Origin of the sequence: Nonomuraea sp. NPDC050663 (genome assembly GCF_044456985.1) — a bacterium.
Taxonomy (GTDB): Bacteria; Actinomycetota; Actinomycetes; order Streptosporangiales; family Streptosporangiaceae; genus Nonomuraea.
Genome location: NZ_JBITGL010000009.1, coordinates 95,332 through 116,633 on the forward strand (window position 1 = coordinate 95,332; position 21,302 = coordinate 116,633).

The 21,302-nt window shown below is 72.6% G+C and carries 19 protein-coding genes; 14 read left to right on the forward strand and 5 right to left on the reverse strand.

The genetic code is table 11. The annotated features are described in order from the left end of the window. Positions 1 to 91 precede the first annotated feature (91 nt). Together ACIBH1_RS27720 and ACIBH1_RS27725 are read left to right on the forward strand one after the other, a co-directional pair. A complete protein-coding gene (locus ACIBH1_RS27720; protein WP_397316862.1) occupies positions 92 to 1,147 on the forward strand; it encodes a hypothetical protein in 1,056 nt (351 codons plus the stop codon). Continuing rightward, on the forward strand, positions 1,144 to 2,592 hold the full coding sequence (locus ACIBH1_RS27725; RefSeq protein WP_397316863.1) for a multicopper oxidase family protein: 1,449 nt from the start codon (positions 1,144 to 1,146) through the stop codon (positions 2,590 to 2,592). Before ACIBH1_RS27720 ends, ACIBH1_RS27725 begins: the two co-directional genes overlap by 4 nt. A gap of 486 nt (positions 2,593 to 3,078) precedes the next feature. On the opposite strand, the gene ACIBH1_RS27730 is transcribed toward ACIBH1_RS27725, so the two are convergent. Further along, on the reverse strand, positions 3,079 to 3,558 hold the full coding sequence (locus ACIBH1_RS27730; RefSeq protein WP_397316864.1) for a nuclear transport factor 2 family protein: 480 nt from the start codon (positions 3,556 to 3,558) through the stop codon (positions 3,079 to 3,081). On the opposite strand from ACIBH1_RS27730, the gene ACIBH1_RS27735 reads away from it, so the two are divergent. Beyond that, the gene (locus tag ACIBH1_RS27735) at positions 3,557 to 4,315 is read left to right on the forward strand and encodes a helix-turn-helix domain-containing protein (RefSeq protein ID WP_397316865.1); all 759 of its coding nucleotides are present in this window, start codon (positions 3,557 to 3,559) and stop codon (positions 4,313 to 4,315) included. The two genes, ACIBH1_RS27730 and ACIBH1_RS27735, sit on opposite strands and share 2 nt — an antisense overlap. Here the strand turns inward: ACIBH1_RS27735 and ACIBH1_RS27740 are convergent. Both ACIBH1_RS27740 and ACIBH1_RS27745 read right to left on the reverse strand, forming a co-directional pair. Beyond that, positions 4,296 to 5,126, reverse strand: a complete 831-nt coding sequence (locus ACIBH1_RS27740) for a ChbG/HpnK family deacetylase (RefSeq protein ID WP_397316866.1) — start codon at positions 5,124 to 5,126, stop codon at positions 4,296 to 4,298. The genes ACIBH1_RS27735 and ACIBH1_RS27740 overlap by 20 nt on opposite strands. Beyond that, positions 5,123 to 6,412, reverse strand: coding sequence for an MFS transporter (locus ACIBH1_RS27745; RefSeq protein ID WP_397316867.1), 1,290 nt, complete (start codon positions 6,410 to 6,412; stop codon positions 5,123 to 5,125). Before ACIBH1_RS27745 ends, ACIBH1_RS27740 begins: the two co-directional genes overlap by 4 nt. A gap of 213 nt (positions 6,413 to 6,625) precedes the next feature. Here ACIBH1_RS27745 and ACIBH1_RS27750 point away from each other — a divergent pair, with 213 nt between their 5' ends. From ACIBH1_RS27750 to ACIBH1_RS27775, 6 genes are all read left to right on the forward strand, one after another. Next, complete coding sequence (locus tag ACIBH1_RS27750; protein ID WP_397316868.1) at positions 6,626 to 7,786, forward strand: ROK family protein; 1,161 nt, start codon at positions 6,626 to 6,628, stop codon at positions 7,784 to 7,786. A 115-nt stretch (positions 7,787 to 7,901) separates the two neighbouring features. Beyond that, complete coding sequence (locus tag ACIBH1_RS27755; RefSeq protein WP_397316869.1) at positions 7,902 to 8,966, forward strand: sugar ABC transporter substrate-binding protein; 1,065 nt, start codon at positions 7,902 to 7,904, stop codon at positions 8,964 to 8,966. Beyond that, positions 8,963 to 10,426, forward strand: coding sequence for a sugar ABC transporter ATP-binding protein (locus tag ACIBH1_RS27760; protein ID WP_397316870.1), 1,464 nt, complete (start codon positions 8,963 to 8,965; stop codon positions 10,424 to 10,426). The genes ACIBH1_RS27755 and ACIBH1_RS27760 overlap by 4 nt, the downstream gene beginning before the upstream one ends. Then, positions 10,419 to 11,339: an ABC transporter permease gene (locus ACIBH1_RS27765; protein ID WP_397316871.1), complete on the forward strand. Its 921-nt coding sequence runs from the start codon at positions 10,419 to 10,421 to the stop codon at positions 11,337 to 11,339. The genes ACIBH1_RS27760 and ACIBH1_RS27765 overlap by 8 nt, the downstream gene beginning before the upstream one ends. Next, the gene (locus ACIBH1_RS27770) at positions 11,336 to 12,250 is read left to right on the forward strand and encodes an ABC transporter permease (RefSeq protein ID WP_397316872.1); all 915 of its coding nucleotides are present in this window, start codon (positions 11,336 to 11,338) and stop codon (positions 12,248 to 12,250) included. The genes ACIBH1_RS27765 and ACIBH1_RS27770 overlap by 4 nt, the downstream gene beginning before the upstream one ends. After that, complete coding sequence (locus tag ACIBH1_RS27775) at positions 12,243 to 13,076, forward strand: SMP-30/gluconolactonase/LRE family protein (RefSeq protein ID WP_397316873.1); 834 nt, start codon at positions 12,243 to 12,245, stop codon at positions 13,074 to 13,076. Before ACIBH1_RS27770 ends, ACIBH1_RS27775 begins: the two co-directional genes overlap by 8 nt. Position 13,077: 1 nt before the next feature. Here ACIBH1_RS27775 and lgt read toward each other — a convergent pair whose 3' ends face one another. Then, positions 13,078 to 13,878, reverse strand: a complete 801-nt coding sequence (gene lgt, locus ACIBH1_RS27780; protein WP_397316874.1) for a prolipoprotein diacylglyceryl transferase — start codon at positions 13,876 to 13,878, stop codon at positions 13,078 to 13,080. Between the two features lie 112 nt (positions 13,879 to 13,990). Here lgt and ACIBH1_RS27785 point away from each other — a divergent pair, with 112 nt between their 5' ends. From ACIBH1_RS27785 to ACIBH1_RS27805, 5 genes are all read left to right on the forward strand, one after another. Continuing rightward, positions 13,991 to 15,148 carry a sensor histidine kinase gene (locus tag ACIBH1_RS27785; protein WP_397316876.1) on the forward strand — a complete coding sequence of 386 codons (1,158 nt, stop codon included), beginning with the start codon at positions 13,991 to 13,993 and terminating at the stop codon, positions 15,146 to 15,148. Continuing rightward, entirely contained in the window at positions 15,145 to 15,777 is a 633-nt protein-coding gene (locus ACIBH1_RS27790) for a response regulator (RefSeq protein WP_397316877.1), read from the forward strand. The genes ACIBH1_RS27785 and ACIBH1_RS27790 overlap by 4 nt, the downstream gene beginning before the upstream one ends. 83 nt (positions 15,778 to 15,860) lie before the next feature. Continuing rightward, a complete protein-coding gene (locus tag ACIBH1_RS27795) occupies positions 15,861 to 16,151 on the forward strand; it encodes a hypothetical protein (RefSeq protein WP_397316878.1) in 291 nt (96 codons plus the stop codon). 33 nt (positions 16,152 to 16,184) lie between these two features. Next, entirely contained in the window at positions 16,185 to 18,548 is a 2,364-nt protein-coding gene (locus tag ACIBH1_RS27800) for an ATP-binding cassette domain-containing protein (protein ID WP_397316879.1), read from the forward strand. A 36-nt stretch (positions 18,549 to 18,584) separates the two neighbouring features. Next, on the forward strand, positions 18,585 to 19,994 hold the full coding sequence (locus tag ACIBH1_RS27805; protein WP_397316880.1) for an MFS transporter: 1,410 nt from the start codon (positions 18,585 to 18,587) through the stop codon (positions 19,992 to 19,994). Here ACIBH1_RS27805 and ACIBH1_RS27810 read toward each other — a convergent pair. Beyond that, complete coding sequence (locus tag ACIBH1_RS27810) at positions 19,978 to 21,117, reverse strand: ROK family protein (protein ID WP_397316881.1); 1,140 nt, start codon at positions 21,115 to 21,117, stop codon at positions 19,978 to 19,980. The two genes, ACIBH1_RS27805 and ACIBH1_RS27810, sit on opposite strands and share 17 nt — an antisense overlap. Between the last annotated feature and the right edge of the window lie 185 nt (positions 21,118 to 21,302).

Sequence of the window (21,302 nt, forward strand, 5' to 3'; positions counted from 1 at the left end):
CGGCGACGAGCACGTCCGCCCCCGACTTCCCTGGGTGCCTGGGACATCTGCCCCATGACGCCGGGACGCCCGTCCGCCGACCCTGGCGGTCATGGGGAAGTCGAGGGACGGCGCGCTGGGGCTGGTGGCCTCGGCCATCCTCTGCCTGGCCGCCCTCCTGACCGCCGCCCTGCCCGCCCTGCCCGCCCTGCCCGCCGCCCTGCCCGGCTCTCTGCCCGGCTCTCTGCCCGCTGCCCTGCCCGGCTCCGCGTCCATGCCGCCATCCGTGCCCGTGCCCGTGCCTGCGCCCGGTGAGACGGTCCTGCGGACGGTGGGGGCGTGGCCGGCGGCCGTGGCGGTCGCGCTGCTCCACCGCGAGCTGGCCGGGCGCGCCAGCCGCCGCCTGGCCGCCTGCGCGCTGGCCCTGCTGGCGGCGGCCGCCTCGGCCGGGACGGTCGCGGCCAGCCTGCCGGTCACCTCGGTGCCCGGCACCCGGCTCGCCGTGCTGTTCGCCGCCGCCGGGGGCGTCGCCGCGCTGGCCCAGGCCGCCCGCCGCGCCGGTCTCGTCCGGCCGGCCGCGGGCGCGGCCGTCGTGGTGCTGGCGGCGCTCAGCCTGTTCACCGCCCACCCGGGCGCCCCATACCTGCTGGGCGCCGGTCCGCTCGGCGTCGCACTGCTCGCACGGAACACCACAGGGACGGAGACCATGAAAACCACCTACAAGATCCTCGCCTACGTCATCGCCGCCGAGGTGGCCATCCAGTCGATGCTGATCGCCCTGGGCATCGCGGGACTCGGCAAGTGGGTCTCGGAGGGCAACATCTTCGAGAAGTCCGTGATGGAGGGCGAGGGCGACCTGCCCTTCCCCGAGGTCATCGGGCTCATGCTGCACGGCGTCAACGGCCACATCGTCATCCCGGCCCTGGCGCTGATCCTGCTGATCGTGTCGTTCTTCGCCAGGATCCCGGGCGGCGCGAAGTTCGCCGGGCTGGTGCTGGCGCTGGTCGCCGCCCAGGCCCTGCTCGGAGGGTTCAGCCGGGGCGGCGTCCCGTGGATGGGCGCCGTGCACGGCTTCAACGCGCTGCTGCTGTTCGCCGCGGCGCTGTACACCGGGCGCAGGGTGGCCAGGGCCGTGCCCGCGCAGGCGTCCGCCACGGCGGCGGCATGAAGATCGGCCCTCGCCTGCGCCTGATGACGGCCGGCGCTGCCACGCTGGCCGTCATCGGGCCGCTCGCGTGGTTCTGGCAGGCCAGCCTGCTGCCCCCGACCTACTCCGTGCACGACCACGGGCACGGCTACGGGCACGGGTCGCATCAGGGCGGCCGGGACCTCACCTCCCTGATCGCCGACCCTTCCCGCGAGGCCGACGTCGAGATGACGCTGACCGCCCGCCAGGAACGGTTCCGCCTGGCCTCGGGACGCCGGATCGACGGGTACACGCTCAACGGCCGCTCGCCGGGGCCGCAGATCACCGCCGTGGTGGGCCAGCTCGTCCAGGTGACGCTCGTCAACGCGTCGGTGCCCGACGGCATCACGCTGCACTGGCACGGCATCGACGTCCCGGCGGCGATGGACGGCGTCGCCGGCGTCACCCAGGACGCGGTCGCGCCGGGGCGCAGCTTCACCTACCGCTTCGTCGCCGACCGGGCGGGCACGTTCTGGTACCACTCCCACCAGATGTCGCACGAGCAGGTCATCGGAGGGCTGCTCGGCGCCGTGGTCGTGCGGCCGGAGCGCCAGTCCGAGGCGATCGACGTCACCGCCCTGACCCACCTCTACCAGGGCGTGCGCACGATCAACGGCTCCGACACCGATCTCGCCGTGCCCGCGCTGCCCGGCGCGGCCGTCAGGGTCCGCGTGGTCAACACCGACAACGGGCCCATCCCGATGTGGGTCACCGGCACGCTGGACACCGCCCCGCGCCTGGTCGCCGTCGACGGCACCGACCTGAACGCGCCGGGCCCCGTCGAGCGGGCGGCGATCCTCGTCACCTCCGGCGCGCGCGCCGACGTCGAGGTGCGCATGCCGGCCGACGGCAGCCCCGTGCGCGTGCAGATCGGCGGGCCGCTCTCGGTGGTCCTGGGCAGCGGCACGCTGCCGCCGTCCAGGCGCCCGGCCGCGACGCTCGACCTGCTGACGTACGGCACGCCCGCAGCCCGCCCCCTGGCCGACGCCCGGCCCGACCGCTCCTTCCGCTACGAGATCGGCCGCCGCCCCGGCTTCCTCGACGGCGTGCCGGGCCTGTTCTGGACCGTCAACGGCCGCCTCTACCCCGACGTCCCGGTGTTCACGGTCGCCGAGGGAGACGTGGTCCGCATGACGATCGCCAACACCAGCGGCGAGGTCCATCCCATGCACCTGCACGGCCACCGCGTCCTGGTGTTGTCGCGCGACGGCGTGCCCGCCACCGGCAGCCCCTGGTGGACCGACTCGCTCAACGTCGAGGACGGCGAGTCGTACGAGGTCGCCTTCCGGGCCGGCAACCCCGGAGTCTGGGTCGACCACTGCCACAACCTGCCGCACGCCCGCGAAGGGCTCATGGTGCACCTCATGTACGAGGGAGTCACCACGCCGTTCCTCGTCGGCGGCCCGGCGGGCAACTCCCGAGAATAGGAGCCCGACCGTGAACGCCGTCCCGCTGAGCCGTACCGCCGCCGCGCGCTGGGCCGCGCTGGCCAGCGGCCTGCTGGGCCTGGCCGCCGTCACCTTCCTGGTGCTGTTCTCCGCCGTCGCCAGGCCGTGGGTCTCCTCGTCGGACCCGACGGGGTACGGCCAGCTGAACGACATCCTCAGCCTGCTCCAGTACGTCGCGCTGGTTCCCGTGGTCGCGCGCCTGGAGACGCTGCTGGCCGGCGACGCCAGGGCCCGCCGCTGGAGCACCGCGGGCCTGGTCGGCTGCGGCGCCTACATCCTGCTCGACGCTCTGCTGCTGGCGGGCACGCTGCCGTTCGCCGTGCAGGTGGTCCCGGCCTCGGCCGCGGCGTTCGTCACCATGTGGTGGGCGGTCGAGATGAGCGCGGCCGGGGCGCGCGCGGGACTGCTGTCCCCGGCCGTGATCCGGACGGGCGCGGCGATCAGGATCCTGCTCCCGACGGGTCGTCACGATCCCGCGGGCTCCCACCACGACAGGTGCGCGTCGGCCTCGGACACCGGTTCGATGATCTCCCACGCCTCGGCGATCAGCCCGTCGTCGAGCCGCCACACGTCGACCACCACGATGTCCGCCCCGCCGGGCAGGCCGCGCCGCGAGTGCATCACGACGTGGTCCCCGTCGGCCAGCACGTGCTTGATCTCCACCCGCATGCCCTCCAGCGGGACGAGCGCGGCGCGCACGGCGTCGAGCCAGGCGGCCTTGTCACGGTCGTTGGCGTCGGGACGGTGATGGACGAAACCGTCGCTCAGCAGCGGGGCGAGCGCCCCGACGTCACCGGTCGCGACCAGGGCCGCGAGCGCCTGCTGGACGATGGCCTTGTTGTTCTCCGTAGTCATGCCCGGCAGTCTTCCCGCCCCGTGCGGCGCTTGTCGATGAAATCCCATGTCATGGCGTTCCGTCCGCCGAGGAGTAGCATCGGCGCCCATGAACACCGTCGGGGAGCTAGTGCGGCAGTGGCGGCATCGGCGCAGGCTCAGCCAGCTCGACCTGGCGATCGCCGCCGACGTGTCGGCCCGCCACGTCAGCCTGGTCGAGACCGGCAAGTCCCATCCGAGCGTCCGCATGATCCTGCGCCTGGCCGACCATCTCGACGTGCCGCTGCGCGAGCGCAACCACCTGCTGCTCGCCGCCGGCTTCGCGCCCCGCTACCAGGAGCGGCCCCTCGACGGGGAGGCGCTGGCGGCGGCGTGGGAGGCGGTCGCCAGGGTCCTGCGCGCGCACGAGCCGTACCCCGCGCTGGTCATCGACCGCTCGTGGAACATCGTGATGGCCAACCGCGCCCTCGACCCGTTCCTCGCCCTGGCCCATCCCGGCCTGCTGGAGCCGCCGGTCAACATGGTGCGCCTCGGCCTGGACCCGCGCGGGCTGGCCCCCCACATCGTCAACCTGGCCGAGGTGCGCTCGCTGCTGCGCGTGAGGATCGCCCGCCAGCTCGCGTCGGCTCCCGACGCCGGGCTCGCGGCCCTGTACGACGAGTTCCTGGCGGGCGAGCACGAGGAGCCGGTCCACCAGGAGGTCGCGACGCCGATGATCTTCCGCTTCGACGGCAGGGAGGTGCGGCTGTTCTCCACGACCACCAGGTTCGGCACGCCGACGGATGTCACCCTCGACGAGATCGCGATCGAGTCGTACTACCCGACCGACGCGGAGAGCGTGGCGTTCTTCAGCTCCACCAGTCCTTGACGACCTCGACCCGTTCGCGCTCCAGGGCCCGGTGCCAGACCGGGTCGCGCAGCAGCCGCGCCTCCCAGGCGCGCACGGTGCCGTCGGGGCCGGCGACCGCGTCCTCCCGCGACGGGTGCAGGAACAGCTCGGTCGTGCCCTCGGGCAGCTCGCCCAGCCGCCGCAGGTAGTCGTCGCGCAGCCGCTCGTAGGAGCCGAGCTCGGCGGCCGTGCTCCGGTTGGTGGCGATGGTCTGCGGGATGGCCACCCCGAGCGAGTCGGCCAGGGCGACCGCCTGCTCGTGCGCCGCCGCGAGGGGCGGGGGCAGGGGCCCGCCGACGTAGGGTCCCGCGTCGCGCGGCAGGCGGAAGGCCAGGCCGTGGCCGGCGCACCACCGCAGCGCCTCGGCCAGCCATGACCGCCCGTGCAGGCCGTACAGGGTGCCCGCGTGCGAGTCGGCGGCCTCGGGGGCCAGGCCGTGCTCGCGCATCCACCGCAGTTGCGCCTGCGACTCCTCGATGACGTCGTGCGCCTCGCCCCTGGCCCCGAGCGCGAACGGGTCGGAGCTGAGCGTGCCGTCGGGCTCGCAGACCGTGGCCGTGCCGTTGAGCGGGCGCCACGGCGGGACGCCGTGCTCGCTGGTCAACGTCACGTGCAGGCGCGGCAGGACCCCGAGTTCCCTGACCCGCTCGGCGGCCCGCGCGGCTTGCGGCGAGACGCAGATGAGGGTGGTCGCGCTGACGTGGCCCTCGGCGAGCAGGGCGAGGATGACCTCGGTGCTCCCCTCCTCGCGGCCGAGGTCGTCGGCGGTGATCACGACGCGACGGGTCACCGGGGCTGCTCCACGCCGGGTTCGTCGTCGGCGGCGGGCGCGGGCTCGACCGGGATCGAGATGTACCGGGCCGCCAGCGCGCCGATGGCGGTCAGGACGAAGGGGTAGACGCACAGGTACACGCGAAAGGCCGTGCCCGGATCGGGGCCGGGATCGTGGCCGGAGTTGTAGCCGAAGAACACCCCGAGCGAGGTGAGCGCGAGCCCGGTCACGCTGCCGTTCAACCTGCCGAAGAATCCGAACGCCGACAGGAACAGCCCCTCGCGGTGCGCGCCGTTGCGTGCGGCATCGGCGTCGAGCACGCGGGCCACGATGAGGTCGTTGGTGGCGAGCATGCCCGACCACCCGGCACCGAGCAGGGCGCCCGCGGCGATGGCGGAGATCAGGCCGGTGGCGAAGAACAGGGCCGCGAATCCCGCAGCCAGGACGACGAAGGCGATCCGCCACGTCCACAACGCCCCGCGCCGCGCGACGACGCGTGTCCAGACCGCCAGACCGACCGCCGACAGGAGGATGACGACGCCCTGGAGATAGGTCGCGTCGCCGACGGGGAGGCCGAGTGAGTACCGCACGTACAACTGGAGCCCGGCCAACACCAGCGCCATGGCCACGCCGTAGCAGGCGCCGGTGAAGCCGACCTTCCAGAACAGCGGGTTGCGCACGATCGACCAGACGCTCGGCAGCAGCCGCTCCCGCGTGGAGTAGCGGGGGTTCTCCCTGGCGCTGACCGCCATGAAGACGATCACGACGACCGCGATCACGGCGTAGATGATCGCGGTCGTCCGGAAGCCCTCAGTGGAGGTCTCGGTGCCGAACACCTGCGTGGTGAGCCGCGGCGTGATCGCCAGGGCGATCACCAGGGCCACGAGCTGGAAGCCCTGCCGCAGGCTGTTGGCGACGGCCCGGTCACGCTCGTGAGGGTAGAGCTCGGGCAGCAGCGCGCCGTAGTTGGCGTTGAGCAGCGAGTCGAACGCCTCGCACAGGATCGCGAACACCGCGAACCACAGGACGAGACCCATGCCGTCGAGGGACGTCGGCGCCGAGAAGAACGCGATCATGGAGGCCGCGAGCAGCGGGGCGCCCACGACGAGCCAGGGGCGCCGCCGCCCGAAGCGGGTCCTGGTGTGGTCGGACAGGTGGCCGAGCAGCGGGTTGTCGATCGCGTCGATGATCCCGTAGATCACCATGACGACACCGTACGCGCGGACGTCCAGTCCGAGGATGTCGACGTAGTAGAGCATCATCGATCCCTTGATCATGTTGATCGGGATCGATGTGCCGAACATGCCAATGGCGTAACGCCACGCGGGGGTCCGCTCCGGCTGGAACACGACCCTGATTGTGTCCCACTTCGGCTGGTCGGCGAAAGACCTTGACCAAGCGGGCATTATGGCTGAAACAGCCTTAATGAAGTCGTGATCGGCGCTCAATAAAGCCGAGTATTGACTGGTATGACCCCGCCGCTGATACTCGGGGCACCGAGAGAGCGGACCCACGCCATGTCCCAGAGAGCCGCCAACCGCGCCAGAGTGGTCGGCGTGCTGCGCGAGCGCGGGGCGCAGAGCCGGCGTGAGCTCGCGGTGACGGGGCTGTCGCGTTCGACCGTGCGCAGCGTGGTCGACGAGCTGATAGAGGCGGGGACGGTGCGCGAGCGCCCGGCCCCCAAGGACAACAGGAGCGCCGGCCGCCCGGCCACGCTCCTCACGCTCTGCGGAGACCTCGGCCTGGCGGCCGGGGTGGAGATCGCCAACGGGGTCATCCGGGCCGCGATCTGCGACACCTCCCAGGAACTGCTGCTGCACGACAGCGTGCCGATGGACGACCGCACCACGCCGGAGGCGGCGCTGGAGCGGGTCAACGCCCTGCTCGACGACATGCTGCACGGGCTCGGCGCCTCGCGCGGCGACGTGATCGGGGTCGGCGTGGCCGTACCCGGGCCGATCCAGCGCAACACCGGGCTCAACGGCCGCGCCACCACGCTCAAGCCGTGGGTGAACGTCAACGCCGCCACCCTCTCGGCCAAGCTGCTGCGCCTGCCGCTGACGGTCGGCAACGACGCCAACTTCGCCGCCCTGGCCGAGCTCACCTGGGGCGCGGCGCGCGGCCTGCGCGACGTGGCCTACGTCTACACCGCCTCCGGCATCGGGGTGGGATTCATCCTCAACGGGGCGCTGTACGCCGGCGCCAACGGCACGGCGGGGGAGCTGGGCCACACCACCATCGACGAGAACGGCGAGGTCTGCGCCTGCGGCGGCCGAGGCTGCCTCAACACGCTGGCCAACGCCGACTCCATCACCCAGAAGCTGCGCCGCAGCCACCGCGACCGGCTGACCATCGCGGAAGTGATCACGATGGCACAGGAGGGCGACGTGGGCTGCCGCAGGGTCATCGCCGACGCCGGCCGGCACATCGGCCTGGCGGCGGCCAACATGTACAACCTGCTCGACCCGGAACTCATCGTCCTGGGCGGGAACCTCGCGCCGGCGGGGGAGATCCTGCTCGGACCCCTGCGGGAGTCGATGGCCAGGCGTGCGATCCACGCCGGCGAGGTGCTGCCGCCCTTCATCGTCGGCGAGCTCGACGAGCACACGGTCGTGGTGCTCGGAGCCGCCGCGGCGGTGCTGAGGGACGCCGAGGCCTTCCCTCTGCCGCACGTCTGAGTGGTGCGGCCGCGGCGGCAACCGCGGCCGGACCGGTTGTGCGCCACGGGGTGGGCCCGTGGCGGTCTTGCACTGTGGAGCAACCATGAATCTACATCGGTTAGCGTCCGCCGCGGTGATCCTGCTGCTCGCGGCGGCCTGCGGCCAGGCGCCCCAGAGCACCGCGGGCGACACCCCGGCGCCCGACAAGAAGCTCAAGATCGCGCTGTCCAACTCCTTCATCGGCAACCAGTGGCGCGTGGAGATGGAGAACGTCTTCAAGGCCGCCTGCGCGATGCCGCCCTACCTCGCCCAGGTCGAGTGCAGCATCTACAACGCGGGCAACGACGTCTCCACGCAGTCGCGGCAGATCGCCAACCTCATCTCGCAGGGCGTCGACGGCATCGTCATCAACGCCGCCTCGACCAGCGGGCTCAACGGCGTCGTGCAGCAGGCGTGCGACCGCGGCATCGTCGTGGTCTCCTTCGACAACACCGTCGACGCCGCCTGCGGCCTGACCGTCAACACCGACCAGATCGCCTTCGGCAAGCAGCTGGCGCAGTTCATCGTCGACCAGCTCGGCGGCAAGGGCAACGTGGTCATGGTGACCGGTGTGGCGGGCACCGGCGCCGACAACGACCGCAACAAGGGCGCCAAGGAGGTCTTCGCCGCCAACCCCGGGATCAAGGTGGTGGCCACCTACAGCGGCATGTGGGACTCGGCGACCGCCCAGCGGGCCACCTCCGCCCAGCTGCCCGCCCTGCCCCAGGTCGACGGCGTGTGGGTCTCCGGCGGCACGGACGGCGTGATCAAGGCCTTCGGCGCCGCCAAGCGTCCCATGCCGGTCTTCGGCGGCGAGGCGGAGAACGGCTTCCGCAAGTACATGGCCGGAATCCTGACGCCCAAGGTCACCGGCATGTCCATCGGGCAGCCGCCTTACCTGTCGGTGATCTCGCTGGAGCTGGCCCGCGCGGTCATCAGGAAGGAGCACCCGCGCGAGAGCATCACCATCCCCTTCCCCGTGGTGACCTCCGAGTCGCTCAAGCCGGGCGAGACGGTCTTCCCCGACCTGCCCGACAGCTTCTTCGCCGACTTCACCGACTCGGGGCCCGATGCCGCCCTGATCCTGTGCCAGGAGGCCGCCACCGACGGCACCCCGTGCCCGGGCAAGACCCTCACCGTCAACCTCGGCACGTCATGACGTCGACGGCGCCGGTGCCGACCCTTCACGCCTTCGCCGTCCGCGCCACCGGGGTGGACCGGGCCTTCGGCGGGGTGCGTGCTCTCCGGGACGCGTCGTTCTCGGCGCGTCCCGGCGAGATCCACGCCCTGGCGGGCGAGAACGGCGCGGGCAAGAGCACCCTGATCAAGGTCCTGTGCGGGCTGGTCGCGCCCGACCGCGGCGTGGTCGAGGTCAACGGCCGCGTCGCGACCGCCTTCCAGGAGCTGTCGCTCCTGCCCGACCTGACGGTGGCCGAGAACCTGCTGCTGGCCGACCCGCCGCGCGGCAGGCTCGGCCTGGTACGGCGCGGCCGCCTGGCACCCGAGGCGAACCGGATCCTGGAGCGGTTCGGCGTCGGCCACATCGACGGCCGGGCGGTCTGCGCCGACCTGCCCGTCTCCCACCGCCAGGTGGTCGAGCTGGTCCGCGTCCTGGCCACGGAGCCGCGGGTGGTCTTCCTCGACGAGCCCACCGCGGCCCTCCCCGACCGTCAGGTGGAGTGGCTGGCCGGGCACATGCGGCGGCTGCGCGACGAGGGCTGCTGCGTCATCTTCACCTCGCACCGGTGGAGGGAGATCGAGCAGCTGGCCGACCGGGTGACGGTGCTGCGCAACGGCACCCACGTCGCCACCAGGGAGAAGCTGGCCGAGGCCGAGGCGGTGACGCTGATGAGCGGACGCACGCTGGGCGCGATGTATCCGGAGATCGCGCCGCCCGCGACGGCCGAGCCCGCGCTGTCCTTCCGCGATCCCGGCGGGATCTCCTTCGACCTGCGCCCGGGCGAGATCCTGGGCGTGGGCGGCCTGGCCGGACAGGGGCAGCGCGAGCTCTTCCTCACCCTGTTCGGCGCGGGCCGTCCCACCTCCGTCACCGTGGACGGGCGGCCGACCCGGATCAGGCGGCCCAGGGACGCCGTCCGCGCCGGGCTCGGCATCGCCTACGTGCCGGAGGACCGCAAGGCGGAAGGGCTGTTCCTGCCGCTGTCCGTCCGCGACAACATCGCCCTGGCCACGCTGGGGCGCCGGTCGGCGGCCGGATTCGTCCGGCGCGGCGCCGAGCGTGCCGAGGTGGCGGGCATCGTGAGCAGGCTCGGCATCGCCGGAGGAGGCGCTGCGGCGGGCACCCTGTCGGGCGGCAACCAGCAGAAGGTCGTCATGGCCAGGTGGCTGCTGGCCGACGCCCGAGTCTTGCTGCTGTTCGACGTGACCAGGGGCGTCGACGCGGCCACCAAGCACGACCTGTACCGGCTGGTCGCCGAGCTGGCGCGGGCGGGCAAGGCGATCCTGTACTACTCCAGCGAGACCGAGGAGATCGCCCACCTGTGCCACCGGGTGCTGGTGCTGCGCGAGGGCAGGGTGGCCGCCGAGCTGCCCGGCCCGGTGCGCGACGCCGAGCGCATCGTGGCGGCGGCCATCGCGGACGGTGAGGCCCATGCGTGACCTCGCCGGGCGGCTCGGCTACCTGGTGCTGGCCGCCACCGCCGTCGCCTACCTGGCCGTCTACGTGACGGGACTGGGCCGCCTGCCCACCGCCTTCGACTACCTGTCCATCCTCAACACCACGCTGCCGCTGGTCTTCGTCGCGATCGGCCAGAGCCTGGTGGTGCTCACCGGCGGCATCGACCTGTCCGTCGGCGGAACCGTCAGCCTGTGCGTGGCCGTCACCGCCGTGGCCGTCACCGGCTTCGGGCAGCTCCCGCTCGTGCTCGCGATCGGTACGGCCTGCGGCGTCGTCAACGGGCTCATCGTGTCGGCGGGCAGGATCGCGCCCATCCTCGCCACGCTCGCCACCCTGCCGATCTTCACCGGGCTGGCCCTGTGGGTGCTGCCCGTGCCGGGCGGCAGCATCCCTCCCCAGATCCGCGCCGTGCTCACCAACCCGGACCTGCCCACGGGGCTGATCTGGCTAGGCCTGGCCGTCGCGGGCTGGCTGGTGCTGCGCCGCACCCGGTTCGGCATGCGCGTCTACGCCATCGGCAGCGACGCGGGCGCCGCCCGCGCGGTCGGCGTGCCGGTCGGGCGCGTCACCTTCGGTGTCTACGCGCTGTCCGGGCTGTGCTGCTCGCTGGCGGCGGTCTTCTACGTCTCGACCACCACCGCGGGCGACGCCAACGCGGGCGCGCCGTTCATCCTGACCTCGATCGCCGCGGTCGTGGTCGGCGGCGTCGCCTTCACCGGCGGGCGGGGCAGCGCCCTGGGCGCCGTCGCCGGGGCCGCCGCCCTGGCGCTGGTCATCGACGTGCTGTTCTTCGCCGGCATCGACCCGCTCTACCAGGCGCTCTTCCAAGGATTGTTCCTGGTCGTGGCGGTCATGCTCGGCTCGCTGGCGATGCTGCTGAGGAGGGCGACGTGAGAAGGGTGCTGTACGCCTCCGGCGCGGCCGGGGGAGTGCTGCTGCTCGGCACGATCCTGCACCCGGGCTTCGCCTCCTGGCCGAGCCTGCAGGCGATGCTGGTGGTGGCGAGCTTCACCGGGTTCGTCGCCGCGGGCCAGATGCTGGTGGTCCTGGTCGGGGGCATCGACCTGTCGATCCCGTGGGTGCTCAACGGCGCCGCGATCATGCTGACCACCACGGCGCTCGGGCAACCTGGCCGCCTGCCGTACGCCCTGCTGGTGGCCCTGGCCGTCGGCGCGGCGGCGGGGCTGGCCAACGGGCTGGGCGTGGCCTGGCTCGGCGTTCCCGCCGTCGTCATGACACTCGGCATGAACGGCGTGCTGCAAGGACTGTCGCTGGGCCTGTCGAAGGGGCTGACCTGCGCGACGTGCGGCTCCTACGCGCCCGAGCCGCTGCGCGGGCTCTTCCCGCTCGGCGCGCTGCTGGTGTGGGCGGGGGTGGCGCTGCTGGTGACCGTCGTGCTGACGCTCACCACGTTCGGGCGCCGCGTCTACGCGGTCGGCGTCAACCCCCGCGCCGCCTACCTGGCCGGGGTGGGCGTGCGGGGCGTGACCGTCGCGCTCTACACGCTCAGCGGCGTCTTCGCCGCCCTGGCGGGCGTCATGCTCGTCGGGTACGGCGGGCAACCCTCGCTCGGCCTGGGTGATCCGTACCTGTTCGAGTCGATCGCCGCCGTGGTCGTCGGCGGGGTGTCGATCCTCGGCGGGCGCGGCCACTACGCGGGCGTCGTCGCGGGCGCGCTCACCCTGGTGGCCGTGACCACGTTCCTGCAGGCACAGCGGGTGCCTGAGTACGGCAGGCTGATGATCTACGGCCTGGTGATCCTGGTCATCCTCCTCGCCTACGGACGGACTCGAGCCCATGACTGACGTGTTCGGCGACGTGCGCTGCGAGCTGGGCGAGAGCGCCCTGTGGGACGGCGAGCGGCTGTACTGGGTGGACATCACCCGCGGCCAGGTCCACGCGCGGGACTGGAACGGCGGCCCCACCAGGAGCCTGGCCGTGCCCGGACCGGTCGGGAGCGTGGCGCTGCGCGCGGGCGGCGGGCTGGTCGCCGCGCTGCGCCACGCCATCGCCTTCTGCGACGTCGACCTCGGCACGGTCGAGGTGGTGCGCGAGGTCGACGAGCCGGAGGGCAACCGGCTCAACGACGGAGCGGTGGACCCGGCGGGCCGGTTCTGGGTCGGCTCGATGGACCTGGGCGAACGCTCGCCGTCCGGCTCGTTCTACCGGCTCGACCCCGACCTCGGCCTGACCCGCGTCTTCGGCGGCATCATCTGCTCCAACGGCCCCGCCTGGAGCCCGGAGGGTGACGTGCTCTACCACGTCGACTCCACCAGGCGGGTGATCCGCTGCTACGACACCGACCCCGCGACCGGCGAGCTGGGACCCGAGCGGATCTTCGCCACCGACCACGACTGCTACCCCGACGGGCTGGCGGTCGACGCGGAGGGCGGCGTGTGGAACTGCAAATGGGACGGCTCGCGCGTGGTCAGGTACGCGCCCGACGGCACAATCGACCGGGTGATCCGCCTGCCGGTCTCGCGCCCGACGCGGTGCGCCTTCGCCGGTCCCGGCCTCGACGTGCTGGCGGTCACCAGCGCGTCGCTGGGCTCGGCCGACGAGCTCGCGGGGCGGGTGCTCCTGGTCGACCCCGGCGTGCGCGGCCTGCCCGCGCCCGCCTTCGCCGGCTGAGCTATCGGGCCGCGGCGGAGCCGGACCTGCGGGTGGCCACCAGGTAGGCGAGGGCCGCCGCGAAACCGAGGACCGCCACCAGGTCGTTGAAACGCAGCCCGAGCACGTACGGCGAAGGGTCGATGCGCAGCCACTCGATCCACGCGCGGCCGGTGGTGTAGGCCATGGCGTACACCGCGAACACCCGGCCGCGGTCCAGGCGGAAGCGCCGCTCGGCCCACAGCACGAAGGCGGCCACGCCCAGGTTCCACACCGACTCGTACAGGAAGGCCGGATGGTAGGTGGGCGTGGACTCCAGGCCGGGCGGCCGGTGCGCGGCGTCGATCTCCAGCGCCCACGGCAGGGTGGTCGGCCGGCCGTACAACTCCTGGTTGAACCAGTTGCCCCAGCGGGCGATCGCCTGGCCGAGCGCGAGACCGGGCGCCAGGGCGTCGGCGAAGGCGCGCAGGTCGGCGCCGTGGCGGCGGCAGGCCAGCCACGCGCCGGCCGCGCCGCCCGCGACCGCGCCGAAGATGCTGATCCCGCCCTCCCAGATCGCCACGACCCGCCACGCCTCCTGGCCGGGGCCGAAGTACGACTCCCAGGAGGTGGCCACGTGGTAGATGCGGGCGCCGACCAGGCCCAGCGGCACCGCCCAGGTGGCGACCGCGTCCACGATCGCCGGGTCGCCGCCGCGTGCCGCCCACCGGCGGCGGGTCACCCAGATGCCGACCAGGACCGCCAGCAGCATCAGCAGGGCGTAGGCGCGGATGGGGATCGGGCCCAGGTGCCACACGGCCTGGGACGGGCTCGGGATGCTCACGGCGTCGAGTCTGGCCGCCAGGGAGGTGCGCGCACATCGAGCGGACCACCGATCGTGCGATCAGTCGACCGGTTGATGCCGGGCCTCCTGGTGGCTGACTATCGTCGGGGGTGTGGAGCCCTGGGAGCGGACACGACGCCGCTGGCAGCATGCCTTCTTCGTCTCGTGGCTGGTGCTGACCTCGGCGGGAGCGCTGGTCGAGGTCGGCCAGGTCCTGCCGGTGGCGCTGGTGGCCGGGCTGGCCGCCTGGTACGCCGTGTGGTTCGTGCTGCGCGTGCCCGCCTCAGGCAAGGCGGGGGCGGAGGTGCCGCTGCCGTACGTCCTCGGCGGCGGGCTGCTGTGGCTGGGCCTGTTCGCCATCGACTCCTCCTTCCTGGTCGTCGCGCTGGCTGTGCTGGTGCCGTACTGCATGGACGCCCTGCGCGTCGGGCTGGTCGCGGTCGTGTCGTTCGCCGGCGGCTGGTTGTGGCACCGCTACCACTCGACGGGAGCGGTCACCTGGAGCGAGATCGCCACCACCGCGCTGATCGCGCTCAGCGGCGCCATCGCCGTCGGCTACATCAGCTCCATGGCGCGCCAGAGCGACGAGCGCAAGCGCCTCATCGAGCAGCTGCAGGCCGCGCAGGAGGCACGCGCGGCGGCCGAACGGCAGGCGGGCGTCGCCGCCGAACGGCAGCGGCTGGCGCGCGACATCCACGACAGCCTCACCCAGGGATTCGCCAGCGTGGTGATGCTCCTGGAGGCGGCAGAGGCGACCCTGCCCGACAACAGGCACCTGACCCAGGCGCTGCGGGCGGCCAGGGAGAACCTGGTCGAGAGCCGCCGCGTGGTGGGAGCGCTGCGGCCCGGACAGCTCGACGAGTGCGGCCTGCCCGAGGCGCTGCAGCAGCTGTCGGGCCGCCTGTCCGACGAGACCGGCATCGACGCCCACACCGTGATCACCGGCACGCCCCGGCCGCTGGAGGAGCGGGCGCAGGCCGAACTCCTGCGCGTCGCCCAGGAGGCCGCCGCCAACGTGCGCCGCCACGCCGGCGCCGAGCGGGTCACGCTCACCCTGTCGTACATGGAGGACCTGATCGTGCTCGACGTCCACGACGACGGCGACGGCTTCGACCCGGGGCGCGCCGCCTCGGGACACGGCCTGTCGATCATGCTGGAGCGTATGGAACAGCTCGGCGGCACGCTGATCGTGGAGAGCGCGCCCGGCGCGGGCGCGACCGTCGTGGCCAGCCTCCCCGTGGGCGTCCCCGTGTCCGTGGGCGCATCATGACCGTCCGCGTCCTGATCGCCGACGACCACCCCGTGGTCCGCGACGGCATCCGCGCGATGCTGGAGACCCAGGACGACCTGGAGGTGGTGGGCGAGGCGGTCGACGGGGCCGAGGCCGTACGGCTCGCGGGCACGCTGCGGCCCGACGTCACCCTCATGGACCTGCAGCTGCCCGAACTCGACGGCGCCGGGGCGATCGGCCGCATCCGCGAGAACGACCCGGGCGCCCGGGTGATCGTCCTGACCACCTACGACACCGACAGCGACATCTCGCGCGCCATCGACGCCGGCGCCATCGGCTACCTGCTCAAGGACACCCGCCGCGAGCAGCTCTTCGACGCCATCAGGGCGGCGGCGCGCGGCGAGAGCGCGCTGTCGCCCTCGATCGCCTCGCGGGTGCTGTCGTGGGCGCGTTCCGACACGCCTGGCGCGCTCAGCGGCCGGGAGATCGAGGTGCTCGGCGCCGTCGCCCGGGGGCTGAGCAACAAGGCCATCGCCGCCCACCTGTGCATCAGCGAGGCCACCGTCAAGACCCACCTCCTGCACGTCTTCGCCAAGCTCGGCGTCGACGACCGCACCGCCGCCGTCACCGTCGCCGCCTCCCGGGGGATCATTCGCCTGGGCACGTAGCGGGACGCATCGCCGGCGCATAGCGGATGTATCAATCCGGGCGGCCACCCTGGTCTCACACCACCCGAGATGAGGAGGCCGACATGTCCGTCGTGCGCACGCACACCTACTCCGTGGCCGAGGCCGACCTCGAGGAGTTCCTCGCCCGGCGGGCCGGCCTGATCGGCACCGTCAGAGAGACCTGCCCCGGACTCACGCACGCCGTGCTCATCCAGCTCGACGACGGCACCTACCACGACACCTGGCACTGGGAGGACGCCGGCCTGCTGGAGTCCGCCTCCCGCGCCGTCGCCGCCTTACCCGAGGCGCCGCCGACCATGGCGCTGACCAAGGACGTGAGCACCCAGGACGGCCACGTCGTCGACGAGCGCTGAACCCCCGACGCACCTTCCAGACGGAGAGAGACGATGGCAACCACCCCCAGGCACGCCGCCGACAGCCACGACACGATCCGCGTGTACGGCGCGCGGGAGAACAACCTCAAGGACGTCAGCATCGAGATCCCCAAGCGCCGCCTGACCGCCTTCACCGGCGTCTCCGGCTCCGGCAAGAGCTCGCTGGTGTTCGCCACGATCGCGGCCGAGTCGCAGCGGCTGATCAACGAGACCTACAGCGCCTTCGTCCAGGGGTTCATGCCGTCGCTGGCGCGGCCCGACGTCGACGTGCTCGACGGGCTGACCACGGCGATCATCGTCGACCAGGAGCGCATGGGCGCCAACCCGCGCTCCACCGTCGGTACGGTGACCGACGCCAGCGCGATGCTGCGCATCCTGTTCAGCCGGCTCGCCCAGCCGTACATCGGCCCGCCCAACGCCTACTCCTTCAACGTCGCCTCGGTCAGGGTCGGCGGCGACGTCACGGTCGAGCGCGGCAACCAGACCTTCGTGCGCGAGAGCTTCTCCCGCGCAGGCGGCATGTGCCCGCGCTGCGAAGGCATGGGCCGCGTCACCGACATCGACCTGACCCAGCTCTACGACGACGCCAAGTCGTTGACCGAGGGCGCGCTGACCGTGCCCGGCTACAGCGCCGACGGCTGGTACGGCCGGATCTTCACCGGCTGCGGCTTCTTCGACCCCGACAAGCCCATCAGGACCTTCACCCAGCGGGAACTCGACGACCTGCTCCACAAGGAGCCCACCAAGATCAAGGTGGACGGCGTCAACCTCACCTACGAGGGCCTGATCCCCAAGCTGCGCAAGTCCATGCTCTCCAAGGACAAGGAGTCGCTGCAGCCGCACGTGCGGGCCTTCGTCGAACGGGCGGTCACCTTCGCCTCCTGCCCCGAATGCTCCGGCACCCGGCTCAACGAGGCCGCGCGCTCGGCCACGATCAAGGGCGTGAGCATCGCCGACGCCTGCTCCATGGAGATCCGCGACCTGGCCGAGTGGATCCGCGGCCTCGACGAGCCGACGGTCGCGCCGCTGGTGGCGTCGCTGCGTCACACCCTCGACTCCTTCGCCGAGATCGGCCTGGGCTACCTCACCCTCGACCGGTCGTCGGGCACGCTGTCGGGCGGCGAGGCGCAGCGGGTCAAGATGATCCGCCACCTCGGCTCCTCGCTCACCGACGTCACCTACGTCTTCGACGAGCCCACCGTCGGCCTGCACCCGCACGACATCCAGCGCATGAACCAGCTGCTGCTGCGCCTGCGCGACAAGGGCAACACGGTGCTGGTGGTCGAGCACAAGCCCGAGGCCATCGCGATCGCCGACCACGTCGTCGACCTCGGACCGCGCGCCGGCACCGCCGGCGGCCAGGTGGTGTTCGAGGGCACCGTCGAGGGGCTGCGCGCCAGCGACACGCTGACCGGCCGCCACCTCGACGACCGCGCCGCCGTCAAGGCCGAGGTCCGCGCGCGCACCGGCGTGCTGGAGGTACGGGGGGCCCGCTCGCACAACCTGCGCGACGTCTCCGTCGACATCCCGCTCGGCGTGCTCTGCGTCGTCACCGGCGTGGCCGGATCCGGCAAGAGCTCCCTCATCCACGGCTCGGTCGCGGGCAGGGACGGCGTCGTGGCGATCGACCAGACCGCCATCCGCGGCTCCCGCCGCAGCAACCCGGCGACCTACACCGGGCTGCTCGACCCGATCCGCAAGGCCTTCGCCAAGGCCAACGGGGTCAAGCCCGCGCTGTTCAGCGCCAACTCCGAGGGCGCCTGCCCGACCTGCAACGGCGCCGGAGTCGTCTACGTCGACCTCGGCATGATGGCCGGCGTCGAGAACCCCTGCGAGGAGTGCGAAGGCAGGCGCTTCCAGGCATCCGTGCTCGGATACCGCCTCGGCGGCAAGGACATCAGCGAGGTCCTGGCCATGCCGGTCGGCGAGGCGCTGGAGTTCTTCGCCTCCGGTCCGTCGCGCATCCCGGCGGCCCACGCGATCCTGGAGCGCCTGGCCGACGTCGGCCTCGGCTACATCAGCCTGGGCCAGCCGCTGACCACGCTGTCGGGCGGCGAGCGGCAGCGGCTGAAGCTGGCCACCCACATGGCCGACAAGGGCGGCGTCTACGTGCTCGACGAGCCGACCACCGGCCTGCACCTGGCCGACGTGGAGCAGTTGCTGGCACTGATGGATCGGCTTGTCGAGTCGGGCAAGTCGGTGATCGTGATCGAGCACCACCAGGCCGTCATGGCGCACGCCGACTGGATCATCGACCTGGGCCCCGGCGCCGGACACGACGGCGGCACGATCGTCTTCGAAGGGACCCCCGCCGACCTCGTCGCGGCCCGCTCCACGCTGACCGGCGAGCACCTGGCCGCCTACGTCGGCGCCTGACACCCCCCAGCGAACCCCCGGCAGGAGGCCAGTCCCATGTCCACCGAGACCAGCAGCCGCGAGACCAACCGGTCCTACCGCGAGGTTCTGCGCAACCGGCACCTGGCCGGGCTCCTCCTGGGCGACCTGCTCGCCAGCGCGGGCACCGGCATGATCATCGTGGCCATGCCGGTGCAGACGCTCGCCATCCACGGCGACGTGCCCAAGGCGATCGCCATCGGGCTCGTGGAGGCGGCGCCGTTCATCCTGTCGACCGTGCTGGCGCTGGCCATCGGGCTGGGGCGCGTCACGATCGCGCCCCGGGTCCTGCTGATCGCCGACTGCGTGTTCAGGTCGGTGACCTTCACCGCGCTCGGCGCCCTGGCCCTCACCGGGCGGCTCACGCTGCCGGTGCTCATCGGCGGGCTGCTGGCCGGGTCGGTGTTCCGCATGGCTGCGTCGAGCAGCAGGCGGCTGCTGGCGACGTCGCTGGCGGGGGAGAGCGGGCAGTTCGCCGTCAACGGGCTGCTGGGGCTGAACGCCACCTTCGCGCTGTACATCGTGGGGCCGGTGCTGGGAGGGCTGATCGTGGCCACCACGAGTGCGGGGGTGGCGCTGTTCTGCGATGCGGCGGGGGCGCTCATCCTCCTGGCCGCCGTCCTCCTCGCCGTCCCCCGCTCGGTGCCCTCCCACGCGGCCTTGTCCGAGGGGCCCTCGTCTCACGCGGCCACGGCTGCGGCCGTCGAGGAGGGCCCGGCCGAGGAGGGCGGGGTCGAGGAGGGCGGGGTCGAGGGGGGCGGGGTCGAGGAGGGTGGCGTCCGCGCGGTGCGGAGTGGCGGGCGGCGGGGGCGTGGGGCCGAGTCCGGGTGGCGGATCCTGCGGCGCCGCCCGGTGGCCGCTCGCCTGCTGGTCGTCGAGTTCTTCTTCAACTTCCTCTACATGCCCATCGAGGTCGCCCTCCCCCTCTACGTGCGCGACCGCCTCGACGCCGACGCCTCCGCCCTGGGTCTCATGTGGGGCGCCCTGGGCCTGGGGGCCTTCGCCGGCGCCGCCCTGGTCAACCAGCTGCGCAACCTGCCGCAACGCCACGTCCTCATCGCGATCATCGGCCTGTGGGCGATGTGCCCGATCGCCCTGGCCCTCGTCGACGACCTCACCCCGGCTCTGGTCGTCTTCGCCCTGGGCGGCCTGGTGTGGGCGCCGTTCACGCCGGTCGCCTACAGCTTCCTGCAGTCGGGCGTGCGCCCCGAGGAGCAGCAGCAGGTCGTCACCCTCTGGACCACCGGCTCCACGGTGGCCGCGCCCCTCGGCCTCATGGCGGGCGGCCCGCTCATCGAGCTGGCCGGCAGTGTCCAGGGCCTCGTGGTGTCGGGCGTGCTGACCCTGCTCCTGCTGCCGATCGCGGCAGTGGCGGTCCTCCGGCGCACCCCCATTATGGCGAAGCCCGCCATTAGTGAGCGGGGTTGAACAGCCGCGCGTTCAGGTGATCGACCGCGAAGCACACCGCGCCCACGGCCACGCACTCCTCCCCGAGCGTCGAGCCGCGCAGCTCGGGGGTGCGCAGGCACATGGTCTCCAGCTCCGCGCGCAGCGGTTCCATCAGCACGTCCGCCGACCGGGAGAAGCCGCCGCCCAGCACCACCAGCTCGGGGTCGACGGTGAGCGTCATGGCCGCCGTCGCCATCGCCACCACCTTCACGTAGCGGAGCACGGCGGTCGTCGAGCCCGGGTCGCCCTGCCGGGCCGCCTCGAAGATGGCGGCCGCGACCTCGCCGGGCGCGAGCCCCGAGGTGACCGGTGTCACCGCCGCCTGCAGCAGGTCGCTGGAGGCGGCCAGGTTGAACAGCGGATGCACGCCGATCTCGCCCGCCGCTCCGCTCGAACCGCGCAGCGGGGCGCCGTCGAGGATGACCGCGGCTCCTGGACGACGCCCGAGATGCAGGTAGACCAGGTTGTCGACCTGCTGCGCGGCGCCCCTGCGGTGTTCGGCGAGCGCGGCCAGGCGGCTGTCGTTCTCGACGACCACCGGGCACGGCAGCCGGGCGCTCAGGTGCTCGGCCAGCGGGGCGCCCGACCAGTCGCGGATGGCGCGTGACAACACGATGCGCCCTTCCAGGTCGATGTAGCCGGTGCTGCCGGCCACCGCCGCCCAGACTTCGTCCTCGGTGGCGCCCGCACCCGCCAGGCAGGCGTCGATCGCGCGGTCCACGGCCTCCAGCCGCTCGTCCCTGGTCAGCGCGGGCGTCACCGGGACACGGGACAGGTGCAGGACGTTGCCGTCGAGGTCGCCGAGCGCGGCCCTGACGTTGTGCGCCCCTATGTCGAGCCCCAGGACCCGCCCCGCCTCCGCGCGGAAGCGGTATCGGCGGGCGGGCCGGCCCTTGGCGCCCGCGCTGGGGTCCATCTCGGCGACCCAGCCCTGCTCGATCAGGTCGTGGACGGCCTGCTTGACGGTGGCCCTGGCCAGTTCGGTGCGTTCCGCCAGGTTGGTCAGCGGCATCGGGCCGTCGGCGCGCAGGGCCGCCACGACGGACAGCGAGTTGAGCTTGCGCAGCCGCTGAAGATCGCCGCCGCTCACGGCGAGAGTCACGGGGGCTCCCTCTTGACGGATATTAATGGCGGACTCCACTATAAAGGCGCCTCAAGGAGATGATCCAGTGTCCACCAAGGGGAACGTCCCGACGCCATGCCTCCAGCCGTAGCCCGGTGACCACGCCACGACCGATCCGCCCGGATCGACGCCCGGATCCACGCTCGGAACGCCCCTGAACCTCC